The organism is Virgibacillus tibetensis (assembly GCF_036026595.1).
In the GTDB taxonomy this organism is placed as follows: domain Bacteria; phylum Bacillota; class Bacilli; order Bacillales; family Amphibacillaceae; genus Virgibacillus_P; species Virgibacillus_P tibetensis.
The window spans coordinates 178,578-189,633 of record NZ_JARZFX010000006.1 but is presented as its reverse complement, the minus strand read 5'-3'; the positions used below and the strand labels follow the sequence as shown (position 1 = coordinate 189,633).

Annotated in this window: 13 protein-coding genes; 2 read left to right on the top strand and 11 right to left on the bottom strand. The window is 37.9% G+C overall.

Annotated elements, in window-relative coordinates; all coding sequences use genetic code 11:
- The first annotated feature begins 57 nt into the window (after positions 1–57).
- Together QGM71_RS13575 and QGM71_RS13570 are read left to right on the top strand one after the other, a co-directional pair.
- Positions 58–1,104 carry a dipeptidase gene (locus QGM71_RS13575; RefSeq protein ID WP_327608104.1) on the top strand — a complete coding sequence of 349 codons (1,047 nt, stop codon included), beginning with the start codon at positions 58–60 and terminating at the stop codon, positions 1,102–1,104.
- Positions 1,105–1,125: 21 nt separating this feature from the next.
- A complete protein-coding gene (locus tag QGM71_RS13570) occupies positions 1,126–1,284 on the top strand; it encodes a hypothetical protein (RefSeq protein WP_327608103.1) in 159 nt (52 codons plus the stop codon).
- Between the two features lie 96 nt (positions 1,285–1,380).
- Here the strand turns inward: QGM71_RS13570 and hxlA are convergent, their stop codons facing one another.
- The 11 genes from hxlA to QGM71_RS13515 form a co-directional block, all read right to left on the bottom strand.
- Positions 1,381–2,016 carry a 3-hexulose-6-phosphate synthase gene (gene hxlA / locus QGM71_RS13565; RefSeq protein WP_327608102.1) on the bottom strand — a complete coding sequence of 212 codons (636 nt, stop codon included), beginning with the start codon at positions 2,014–2,016 and terminating at the stop codon, positions 1,381–1,383.
- 4 nt (positions 2,017–2,020) lie between these two features.
- Positions 2,021–2,860: an SDR family oxidoreductase gene (locus QGM71_RS13560; RefSeq protein ID WP_327608101.1), complete on the bottom strand. Its 840-nt coding sequence runs from the start codon at positions 2,858–2,860 to the stop codon at positions 2,021–2,023.
- Position 2,861: 1 nt separating this feature from the next.
- On the bottom strand, positions 2,862–3,935 hold the full coding sequence (gene uxuA / locus QGM71_RS13555; protein ID WP_327608100.1) for a mannonate dehydratase: 1,074 nt from the start codon (positions 3,933–3,935) through the stop codon (positions 2,862–2,864).
- A gap of 4 nt (positions 3,936–3,939) precedes the next feature.
- On the bottom strand, positions 3,940–4,563 hold the full coding sequence (locus tag QGM71_RS13550) for a bifunctional 2-keto-4-hydroxyglutarate aldolase/2-keto-3-deoxy-6-phosphogluconate aldolase (protein WP_327608099.1): 624 nt from the start codon (positions 4,561–4,563) through the stop codon (positions 3,940–3,942).
- Between the two features lie 18 nt (positions 4,564–4,581).
- Entirely contained in the window at positions 4,582–5,601 is a 1,020-nt protein-coding gene (locus tag QGM71_RS13545; RefSeq protein ID WP_327608098.1) for a zinc-binding alcohol dehydrogenase family protein, read from the bottom strand.
- Positions 5,602–5,612: 11 nt separating this feature from the next.
- On the bottom strand, positions 5,613–6,884 hold the full coding sequence (locus QGM71_RS13540) for a TRAP transporter large permease (RefSeq protein WP_327608097.1): 1,272 nt from the start codon (positions 6,882–6,884) through the stop codon (positions 5,613–5,615).
- A 1-nt stretch (position 6,885) separates the two neighbouring features.
- Positions 6,886–7,368: a TRAP transporter small permease gene (locus tag QGM71_RS13535; RefSeq protein WP_327608096.1), complete on the bottom strand. Its 483-nt coding sequence runs from the start codon at positions 7,366–7,368 to the stop codon at positions 6,886–6,888.
- A gap of 152 nt (positions 7,369–7,520) precedes the next feature.
- A complete protein-coding gene (locus QGM71_RS13530; protein ID WP_327608095.1) occupies positions 7,521–8,513 on the bottom strand; it encodes a TRAP transporter substrate-binding protein in 993 nt (330 codons plus the stop codon).
- Positions 8,500–9,540 carry an ureidoglycolate dehydrogenase gene (gene allD, locus QGM71_RS13525; protein ID WP_327608094.1) on the bottom strand — a complete coding sequence of 347 codons (1,041 nt, stop codon included), beginning with the start codon at positions 9,538–9,540 and terminating at the stop codon, positions 8,500–8,502. Before allD ends, QGM71_RS13530 begins: the two co-directional genes overlap by 14 nt.
- A 9-nt stretch (positions 9,541–9,549) precedes the next feature.
- The gene (hxlB, locus tag QGM71_RS13520) at positions 9,550–10,086 is read right to left on the bottom strand and encodes a 6-phospho-3-hexuloisomerase (RefSeq protein ID WP_327608093.1); all 537 of its coding nucleotides are present in this window, start codon (positions 10,084–10,086) and stop codon (positions 9,550–9,552) included.
- 10 nt (positions 10,087–10,096) lie between these two features.
- Entirely contained in the window at positions 10,097–11,053 is a 957-nt protein-coding gene (locus QGM71_RS13515; protein ID WP_327608092.1) for a sugar kinase, read from the bottom strand.
- Positions 11,054–11,056: the final 3 nt, after the last annotated feature.

The following is an 11,056-nucleotide window of genomic DNA, read 5'->3' as shown; positions in this document are numbered from 1 at the left end:
TGTTAACCTATTACCATTAGGGAAATAATATATTATAAGCTGAAGGGGGACTATACGATGAAAAAGGAAAAAATGGAACAAACAGCAGCTGCAATTCATCAGAAAGCACTTTCAATTGATGCGCATTTCGACCTTCTTTTTGATGTAGCGGCTCAGCGGGAATTAGGACGTAAGCAAGTTATTGAGACAGATCATCTGCCTCAATTTATTAAGGGTGGCTGGGATGTAATTGTTTCTTCTATTTTTATTGATGATGATGATTTGCCGGAAATGGCCTTACGAAAAGCGCTGAATCAGGTAAGCTGTCTCTACTCGGAAATTGATGAGTCACCAGATAAAATCATGCTTTGCAAAAGTGCGGCGGATATTATGCAGGCGAAACAGAGCGGCAAGGTTGGGATCATGCTTTCATTCGAAGGGGTGGAACCACTTGGTACGGACATTTCACTGTTACGTATGTTTTACGAGCTTGGCGTCCGGATGATCGGCCTGACATGGAGCAGACGAAATACGGCTGGTGATGGGTGTGCATTCGACTTTAAAACGCGGGGAATGACTGGTGGGATCACTGATTTCGGTCTAACTGTCATTGAGGAAGCTGAGAGACTAGGTATGATTATGGATGTTACCCATATTAACGATGAGGGATTTATAGATATTATGGAGCATTCGACGCAACCGGTGATCGCATCCCATTCCAATTCCCGGGTTATTACTGAAACACCAAGGAATTTAACTGATGATCAACTTCAAAAAATTGCGGCAAGTGGTGGAGTGGCAGGCATTAACGCTGTTAGTATAATCGCAGCTGCAACAGACGAAGGAGCAACTGTGGAGAAGCTCGTGGACCATATTGAGCATATGGTAAAGGTGGTTGGCACAGAACATATTGGGCTCGGACTCGATCTGTGTGACATGTTCAAGAAATACACCTCACCAGAAGGCCGGAGCAAACTGCCACGAACTTCTTTTGATGTAGTGGACACCCACAGTGGACTTCATGCATTAACCGTTGCTCTGTTGAGGAGAGGCTTTACGAAGGAAGATATAGTGAAGATATATGGCCGGAATATGCTTCGGGTGTATGAGAATGTGCTCGGCTGATTCTGGTGGGTGCTGTGGGGAATGGTCGCCCGAGTTGGTGCTGGTGCGGCCCGAGTTGGGGGGCTCTCCCGTTTCGGCGGTGCTGTCTCCCGTTTGGAAGGTGCTGTCTCCCGTTTCGGCGATGCTGTCTCCTGTTGGAGCGACTCTCTCCCGTTTCGGAGATGCTTTGGCCCGAGTTGAGGGCGTGCTCTCCCGACTTAATGATGCTGGATCCCAAAGCGATATATAAAAACGGCTACCAATCAAATTTGCAATTGGTAGCCTGCTTTTTATTAATTAAAACTCACTCACGATCTTTTTAATATTCTCTGCAGCTTTTCTCGGATTATCTGCTGAAGCAATTCCACTGCCAACGATAAATGTATCGATAGGTAACCCTTTTAAATTCTTAATATTAACCTCGTTAATTCCACCAGCTGCAAATACAGTTACATCCGTCAAGTCATCTACTAAGTCAAACATACTCGTAAAGAGTTGCTCCCCTTTGCTTTGCATATCTTTTCCAATATGCATACAAAATTTCCGTGCACCTATATCGTAAATAGATGTAACCTGTTCTTTACTGCTTATCCCTAATAAATCTATGAGCATTTCTCCGCCTAATGTGTTTGCTGCGTCGAGGGTTTCTTTGATTGTATTTATATTGGAGAAACCCATCACTGTTGAAATGTTTGCTCCAGAATTTATTGCTTGTTCTGTTTCTGATTTACCAGCATCACAGGTTTTCATATCCGCTATAATTTTTATGCTTGGATATGTTTCTCTAATTTCTTTTACTATGTTCATACCATATTCTTTAATGACACCTGTCCCTATTTCAATATAATCAATAAAATCTTTCGTCTCATCTATATAATAGATACACTCTTTTTTTGTCATTCTATCTAAGGCTAATTGTATCTTTTTTACCATATTGTTACACTCCCGAATATGCCATGAATCCACCATCGACAGGTACTGTTACCCCTGTTACAAAGCCGGAGTATTCGGCATCTACTAACCACAGTAAAGTGCCTATTAAATCCTTAGGATCTCCGAACTTTTCCATTGGTGTACCATTTATGATTTTCTCAGCTCTTGCTGTATGGTTACCCTCTTTATCCAATAATAAATTTTCATTTTGAGTAGTTAAAAAGAATCCTGGTGCAATAGCATTAACCCGTAATCCTGTGTTGGCAAAATGCACGGAAAGCCACATTGTAAAATTATTAATCGCTGCTTTTGCTGCGGAATATGCAGGAACTTTTGTCATTGGTGCATAGGCACTCATTGACGATATATTGAGAATTGTTGATCCTGGTTGTTCAAGAAGTGCTTCGCCAAATACTTTACATGCCAGAAAGCTTCCTTTGAAATTGCTATCGAAAACGTTCGTGAAACCTTCTTCTTTTAAATCAAAGAAAGATTTTTCAGCTGTTTCCTCCGAATCATGTTTCTCTACAGAGGTAATAGCATCTTCGTGATTGCCTCCTGCGCCATTAATTAAAATATCAATTTTCCCGAATCGATTAAGAATTTGTTTTTTAGCTTCTATTAATGTGTCTACATCAAGTACATTTGCCGCAATTGCTACTGCTTCACCATTGTTGTTATTAATTTCATCAGCAACTTTTTGTCCTTTTTCCTGTGTACGATTTAATATTGCCACTTTGGCGTTCTGTCTACCTAGTTCCTTTGCCATAGCAGAACAAAGCACACCACTTCCACCTGTAATAACTACTACTTTTCCATTTAAATTATCATGAATTGGAAACAAATCACTTTTCCTCCTTATCCTCTGAATTATAAGCATCCCATAACCCATTCAGATACATAATTCCTAAAGCTCTATCATATAAGCCATATCCCGGTCTCGACTTTTCATTCCAGATATGTCTGCCATGGTCGGGTCTAATATATCCATCATAACCCTTATCACTTAATTGCTTAACAATGCCCTTGAGATCAATGGAACCATCTGAAGTTAAATGGGATGTTTCGATAAAGTCTCCGTTATCGGAAATTTTTACGTTTCTTAAATGCAGGAAAGGTGATTTTTCAGCAACGTTTTTAATAATATCTACTGTGTCATTGTTGGGATTCGCACCTAACGCCCCAGAACAGAAAGTCAGGGAATTGGATGGTGAATTAGATATTGAAAATAAACGGGCTATATCTGCTTCATTTTTCATAATGCGTGGCAGATCAAAGACAGACCATGGTGGATCGTCTGGGTGGATCGCTAACTTGACTCCATTGCTTTCAGCAACCGGCAATACTTCATTCAAGAAGTAGGTCAAGTTATTCCATAGATCATCTTCGGTAATATCTTTGTACTCCTCAAGCAATTCTTCTATTCTGCTGAGTTTTTCCGGTTCCCAACCAGGTAATGTTAGCTCACTGGAATTTAACACACCATCAGCCATTGCTTTTAGATTGGTATCCTCGATTTTTTTATTTTCAAAAAATAGTGCTGTTGACCCATCAGGTAAAGGTTCTCTCATACTCGTCCGTACCCAATCAAATATAGGCATGAAATTATAGGCAATAACCTTCACGCCATGGTCGGCTAAATTTTTAATAGTTTGCTTGTAATTATCAATATAGTTATCTCTGTCTTTGTTGCCTATTTTAATTGATTCGTGAATATTAACACTCTCAACTACCTCAGCATGAAAGCCAAATGACTTAATATAGTTTACTTCCTTAGCTATTTCCTTATCTTCCCACACATCTCCAACTGGAACTTTGTGCAATGCCCATACAATACCTTTAACATTTGGAATTTGTTTGATATCCTGCAATGAAACCGTATCATTGTCCTTACCATACCATCGAAAGGTGATATTCATTTTGTTATCTCTCCTTTACAGCTTTAACATATTCTTTCGCTAAGTCGGTGACTCCTGCTGCATTATTTTTTCTATACGCTTTTGTTAAATCACTGCCAATACCTACTGAAAATGCACCTGCATCAATCCAGTCATTAATATTATCCCGATTAATTCCACCTGTAGGCATAACTTCAACATTCGGAAGTGGACCTTTTATTGATTTAATAAAGTTCGGCTCAAATGCATTTGCCGGGAATAACTTTATAATGGAACAACCGTATTCAAGTGCTTGTACAATTTCTTTTATAGTCATACACCCCGGCATATACAAAACACTGTATCGATTACATAACTTGGCAATTTTTGAATCAAAATGAGGACTTACTATAAATTTCGCTCCATGTATAATTGCATTTCGAGCAGTTTGTTCATCCAGTACAGTACCTGCTCCAACAATAGCATCAGAGGATGCCATTTCCTTGAAAACGTCATCGACAGACGGGGTGGTATACGTTAATTCGATAATATCAATACCACCTGCAGAAGAAGCATTTGCAATTGCTAAAGCCTCTTCTGCATTTTCACCTCGAATGACTGCTACTATTTTAGACTGATTAATTCTATTAGTGACTTCGGATTTCAACATAGCAAATTTCCTTCTTTCTTAGTCGAATTCGATAACAGCTTTTCTAACTAAATGAGGGTTTTCTTCTACAAACTTAAATGCTTCTTTTACTTCACTTAATGGGAACTTATGAGTAACAAGTCCGTTATGCATTAGTTTCTTAGTATTTATTAGATCTATAACCTTACCAAACTGATCTGTCTGCAAACGTGATCCTGTTATTGTTAATTCCTTTTTCGTAATTGTCATTAATGGAATGGCAGAAGGTCTTGTATCAAACCCTAATGCAACAACATACCCGGCTGGTGAAGCTACATCAACACTTAGTTCAAATGTTTGAGGTGTACCCACTGCGTCAATGACAACATTTGCACCTTCATCATTTGTAATTTCATTAACCTTGGTAGCAACGTCTACTTCCGTCGGATTAATGGTATAGTCCGCACCATTTTCTTTAGCAAATTCCAGTCGTTCATTGGTAATATCTGAAATAATAATTGTTGCACCTTGTAACTTAGCCATTTTTAAAACGGTAATACCAATAGGTCCTGCCCCTTGTATAAATACAGTTTGGCCTTTTTGAACATTTCCCCGCCATATAGATTGTGCACCAATTGTATATGGCTCAGCCATTACTGCTTCATCCCATTCAATTTCAGGATCCACTTTATGCACTTGTTTTTCTGGTAGTACAGCAAATTCTCTCAATCCACCATCTTCGTGTACACCAAATACAGTTAACTTTTTACATACATTCGGTCTGCCATTTTTACATGCAAAGCATTCACCGCAATAGTTAATGGGTTCAACAACAACATGATCGCCAACTGCTACATGTGTTACATTTTCACCGATCTCAACTACCTCTCCAGCAACCTCATGCCCAACAATTCTTGGATAGGTTGCTAACGGATTTGTACCATGGTAGATATGCATATCTGAGCCACAAATACCTACACGTTTAATTTTTAGTAAAACATCTTTATCTTCTTTAATTTCAGGTTTCTTAATATCCAGCACTTCAATCTTATGTGCTTCTGGAATCATTATTGCCTTCATCTATACACCCCTTAATCTAGTAAACTTGGTAAATATAATGTAACTTGTGGAATAAATGCTACAAGGAGTAACACTAGAATCCCGACTGCAAAGAACGGAATTAATTCCCGTACGACTTTCCCCATCGACACTTTACCTATTTGCGCTGCCACAAATAGACATACCCCTACCGGCGGGGTCATCAACCCTAACACTAATGCCAATACCATAACAACACCAAATTGAACTGGATCCATACCAATTTGAGTAGCAACTGGTAGTAGAACGGGGAACAGAATTACAAGTGCTGCAATTGTTTCCATAAATGTCCCTACAAATAACAATAGTAGAAGAATTAATAGTATAACCACTACTTCATTCGGAGAAATACTAAGAATAGACTCTGCCACCATTTGAGGTATTTGTTCTCTAGTCATAATCCATCCAAAAAGGTTGGCAAATGCTACTAATAACATAATCGAAGCAGCACTCGTCATTGATTTCAGAACAACTCCAGGGATATCTTTAATGCTTAATTGTTTATAGATAAATAATCCTACAAATATAGCATAAAGAACTGCGATGATAGACGCTTCTGTTGGTGTAAAGTAACCACCTAAAATACCGTACAATATAATTACGGTCATAAATAACGCCCAGAATGACCCTGTAAAACTAGTCCAAACTTCCTTTAAGGAACTTCTTTCCCCTTTTGGATAGTTTCTTTTAACGGAGATGATATAGGTTGGAATCATTAAACCAAGGGTTAGTAATACACCTGGTATAATACCTGCCACAAACAAATCACCAATAGAAATCGCTGCAAGTGTCCCCACCATAATCATTGGTAATGATGGTGGAATAATTGGCCCAACAACGGAGGAAGAAGCAGTAACAGCTGAAGAAAAGCCAGCACCGTAACCCTGCTTTTTCATTGCGGGTATCATAACCGACCCAATACTAGCAGTATCTGCTAATGCAGTTCCGGAAATACCAGCAAACCCCATCGATGCTCCTACGTTTGCTAGACCCAGACCACCTCGAATATGGCCTAGTATACTATTTGCAAAATGAATAATCCGATCTGTTATCCCACTTGAATTCATTAAATTTCCTGCCAATATAAAGCCAGGGATACAAAGAAGTGTAAATGAGTTCAGACCTCCGAACATTCTTTGAGGAATAATTGATAGTGGTATATCTGCAATGATCAAATATAAAAGGGATGATAGTCCTAAACTGAAGGCAACCGGGATCCCTAGAAAAATTAACGCTATAAATGAGATAAATAGTAATGCAGCCATCTTATTCCTCCTCGTAACCCGGATCGAAGTTATACTGATTCTTTAAAATACGCAGGATTTGAACTAGTGAGTAATACGACAAAAATACACCCATAATTACAAATCCAAAATGGATAATAGACATTGGAAAGCCCATGGTTGCTGATTTCTGGCTTTGTCCAATTAACGTAAAATTATAACCTTGAAAAATAACAACAATATTCAATGCTAAAATTAATACGTAAATTACTATCTCATAATATTTACGTAGTACTGCAGGAAATTTAGTTATAAGTACGTCTACATTTATGTATTCCCCTCTTAATAAACCTAGTGGGGCACCAAAACATATAGTGTATATAAACAGGTACCTTGTTACTTCTTCCGTCCATACAGCTGAATACGGTAAATACCTTGACATAATTTGAACAACTACTGCTCCAATAACTCCTGTAAAACTGATAATAGTTAAAATACTTAGTACACGTTCTATCAGTTTATTCATTTCATATCTCCCTTTATTGAAATGGATATTTTTTCTATATGATACGTTGTAAATATAAGGACATGATCCACAAAGCGCATGCAGCTACCTGTTACTCAGTTGTGGATCATGCCCAAATAGTCTAATGATTTAACCTAGCTAATAATTCGTACTTATTCCACTTCAAGAATTCTATTATAAAGATCCAACTGTTCTTCTGATAATGAATCTTCTACTGCTGGAATCATTGCATCTCTGAACGCATCCTGATCTACATCAATAAATTCCATTCCTTTATCAATTAAATCGCCTTCTATCGCTTCGATTTCTTCTTCATACAATTGCGCACCAATTTCTTGTGCTTCATCTGCTGCTTCTAAAACAGCTTCTCTTTGCTCGTCATTTAGTGATTCAAATTGCTCATTACCTACTAATACATAGATCCAAGAATATACATGCTCTGTTCTATTAACATAATCCTGAACTTCATAAAGTCCGCCGCTTTGAATCAAATCAACAGGGTTTTCCTGTCCATCAATAACACCTTGTTGGATTCCTGTGAAGACCTCATTAAAGTCCATAACCTGTGGGTTTGCTCCTGCAGCTCCCCATGTATCTAAAAATAGTGGAACGTTTGGAACTCGTATACTAAAACCTTTCAGATCAGCTGGAGATTCAATTGGCTCATTAGATGTTAGGTTTCTAGGAGCACGGTTATGATAATACAATGCTGTTAATTGAGCTTCTGACTTTATCTCTTCTTCTATTTCCCCACCAATTTCACCTTCAACTACTGAAGAAACATGATCCATATCTCTAAAAGCGTACGGTACTGCTAATAATGCTGCTTTTGGTGCCCAGTTCTGTAACGTTTCCCCTGATATAACTAAATCTGCTGTTCCTGCTTGAATAGAATTAATTGTATCCGTTTCTCCACCTAGCGAATTGTTTGGATAAATTTCTATTTCAATTTCTCCATTTGTCTTTTCATTTACCAAGCTAGCAAATTCTTCTGCAGTTTTGTGCCAAATATGATTTTCATCTGATAAGTGACCCATTTTCCATTCGATTGTGTCAACGCTTTCAGAAGCGCCATCTTCATTTGAACTACATGCAGCTAATAAAATCATCCCTATTAATAGTGCTAGTAAACTAATCTTTTTCATGTAAAACTCTCCCTTGTTTTTTATTTAAGTAATCGTAAACTGTTGAAGCAATTTTAATTCCTTCTACTTTGTTCTTCTCTTCATTCAATTGTTCAATTTCCCCAGGTATAAGAACCTTATCAAACCCTTCAGCTGGACTTGAATTGTGGATCTCATCAATCATCTGATCCATATTCGTCAGGAAAGTTTCTGTATCCGTAAAATAGGATGGATTTATCACACAGAAATAATGGCCTAGATGACGGTGCTTATCTAAATCACCATACATTTTGTTAACATGTAGCCCGAATGATGCACCAGCTAATAAACCGGAAAAAATATCAACTACTAATGATAATCCATAGCCTTTTGGTCCTCCAAATGGACTTAGGGCCATAACTTTCGAAGGATCTGTCACAGCATTTCCGTCTGCATCAACACCCCAGCCTACCGGTATTTCTTTTCCTTCTTCTTTATGTTGCAGTATTTTACCTAGAGCTACTGTGGATGTAGCCATATCCAGTATGAATGGTTTATTTTTTTTTGCAGGTACACCGTATGCAATTGGGTTCGTTCCCAAGAAAGGTTCTTTTCCACCAAATGGTACGACGATCTTGTCTGTATGTGTCATCGCAATCCCAATAAGGTTTTCTTGAGCTGCCCTATTTACAAAATAACTTAGTGCGCCACAATGGCTACTGTTCATTGCTGTAACCATTCCAATACCATTCTCTTTTGCAAGATCGATAGCAACTTCCATTGCCTTATCAGCAATTAGGTGGCCGAAGCCATTATCTCCATCTACTACTGCTGTGACATGTCCAGACTTATTAACACTGATCCCTGGATTGGCATTTAAGCCACCCTTAGTTAATCTATTAATATAGTGTTCTGTTCTTAATACACCATGGGAACTAACACCTCTTAAATCTGCATGGATTAATATTTCTGCAATTTTTTCCGCGTGATTACAATTCACCCCTGCTTGTCCCAGCTTATCAATTACTAGATTCTTAACTTCTTCTGCTTGTACAACAACTGTACTCATTGATGCCTCCTATTCCAGATTACTATGCAATCTCTTAAACGTGGTATTGGTATCAGTCTCAAGCTGGCTATCAATTATTGCTGCATCCAATATTAAATGTACAGATTGGTCAAATTGATTACCTAATGGCTGAATTGTAGATGGTTCGCCTTCTTTTCTGGATTTTGTAGCCGCTTTAATTAAAAGTCCATTTTCACTTTCCAGCTTTGCAGGATTTGTAGTTACCAAGAATGCTTCAGCACCAATTTCGTTTGTAGTTTTTAATAAATTTACGATATTGCCTGTTGCAGCAGAACCAGAAACGATAATCAGCAGATCTCCTTCTTGTATAGCTGGTGTCGTTGTCTCCCCTACTACAAAAACCGTTTTACCACTGTGCATTAGTCGCATTGCTATTGTTTTAGCTATTAATCCTGATCTGCCTTCACCTACAAAGAAAAAACGTCTATCTTCTTTAAATTTTTCTACAAGATTGGTATAGTGTTCTTTGTTTACACTATTTAAAACGCTTTCCATTTCTCCTAGGATTGTTTTCAAGGTGAGCATCTACTACCTCCTATCTTTCCACTACCTTTTTATCACTTAAATAGTTCTCAACATCCTCCAAATATGGCAGCCCTTCATTATCTCCGGATACTGTTGTTACAAATGCCCCTACAGCGTTTGCAAATTTCAGTTTATCTGCGGCAGTCTTGTTATGTAGGTAGCTATAGACATATCCAGCATCAAAACCATCTCCTGCTCCAACCGTATCAACAACTTTCACAGGAAAAGCATCTTGATAAAACCACTGATTTCCTGTATATAACCTCGAGCCATTTCCTCCATCTTTGATCACTAATTCACTGATATTATTTTTCTTTGCAAATAGTTCCAAGTCCGTTTCACTTGATATCCCTGTAATTAACTCGATCTCATCTAAACCTGTTAATAAAATATCAACATGAGGGAAAATAGTATTATAAGCTTCTCTAGCATCTTTTATATCCCATAGTTTTAATCTGATATTTGGATCGAAAGAGATTGGAATATTTTTGTCCTTAGCAATATCTATAATTTTATAAACGATTTCCAAATTCTTTTTGTCTATTGCCATGTAAACACCTGTTAAATGAATTACTGACACATCATCGAATAACTCTCCCCTTATGTCTTCCGTAGTTAATGTTAATATTGGAGAGTCGTGCCTATAATAAAAAGTTCTACCTGAACCATCTTCATTTATTTCTTTAAAATTAATCGAAGTTGGGTACCCTTCCATTAGCTTTACATTGTTGGTGTTTATCCCTTCACCTCTTGCGAAATTATGAATATGCCTTCCAAATTCATCCTTACCTAAGCGACTGATCCAAGTGGAACTTAAGTTTAATCTCGCACAGGCAATTGCAAAGTTTAGTTCAGCACCACCAATTTTCCTCTCAAAATGTGACACAAATCTTAACGGGCCCCTACTAGCAGGATTCATAGTTATCATTGCATCGCCAATTGTTAATACATTATGATTGTTCTTCATTCA

What these genes read in the sequence shown, in the direction of transcription:
- QGM71_RS13575 (WP_327608104.1), top strand. Translation starts at nt 58, where the DNA reads ATGAAAAAGGAAAAAATGGAACAAACAGCAGCTGCAATTCATCAGAAA.
- QGM71_RS13570 (WP_327608103.1), top strand. Translation starts at nt 1,126, where the DNA reads ATGGTCGCCCGAGTTGGTGCTGGTGCGGCCCGAGTTGGGGGGCTCTCC.
- hxlA (WP_327608102.1), bottom strand. Translation starts at nt 2,016, where the DNA reads ATGGTAAAAAAGATACAATTAGCCTTAGATAGAATGACAAAAAAAGAG.
- uxuA (WP_327608100.1), bottom strand. Translation starts at nt 3,935, where the DNA reads ATGAATATCACCTTTCGATGGTATGGTAAGGACAATGATACGGTTTCA.
- QGM71_RS13550 (WP_327608099.1), bottom strand. Translation starts at nt 4,563, where the DNA reads ATGTTGAAATCCGAAGTCACTAATAGAATTAATCAGTCTAAAATAGTA.
- QGM71_RS13545 (WP_327608098.1), bottom strand. Translation starts at nt 5,601, where the DNA reads ATGAAGGCAATAATGATTCCAGAAGCACATAAGATTGAAGTGCTGGAT.
- QGM71_RS13540 (WP_327608097.1), bottom strand. Translation starts at nt 6,884, where the DNA reads ATGGCTGCATTACTATTTATCTCATTTATAGCGTTAATTTTTCTAGGG.
- QGM71_RS13535 (WP_327608096.1), bottom strand. Translation starts at nt 7,368, where the DNA reads ATGAATAAACTGATAGAACGTGTACTAAGTATTTTAACTATTATCAGT.
- QGM71_RS13530 (WP_327608095.1), bottom strand. Translation starts at nt 8,513, where the DNA reads ATGAAAAAGATTAGTTTACTAGCACTATTAATAGGGATGATTTTATTA.
- allD (WP_327608094.1), bottom strand. Translation starts at nt 9,540, where the DNA reads ATGAGTACAGTTGTTGTACAAGCAGAAGAAGTTAAGAATCTAGTAATT.
- hxlB (WP_327608093.1), bottom strand. Translation starts at nt 10,086, where the DNA reads ATGCTCACCTTGAAAACAATCCTAGGAGAAATGGAAAGCGTTTTAAAT.
- QGM71_RS13515 (WP_327608092.1), bottom strand. Translation starts at nt 11,053, where the DNA reads ATGAAGAACAATCATAATGTATTAACAATTGGCGATGCAATGATAACT.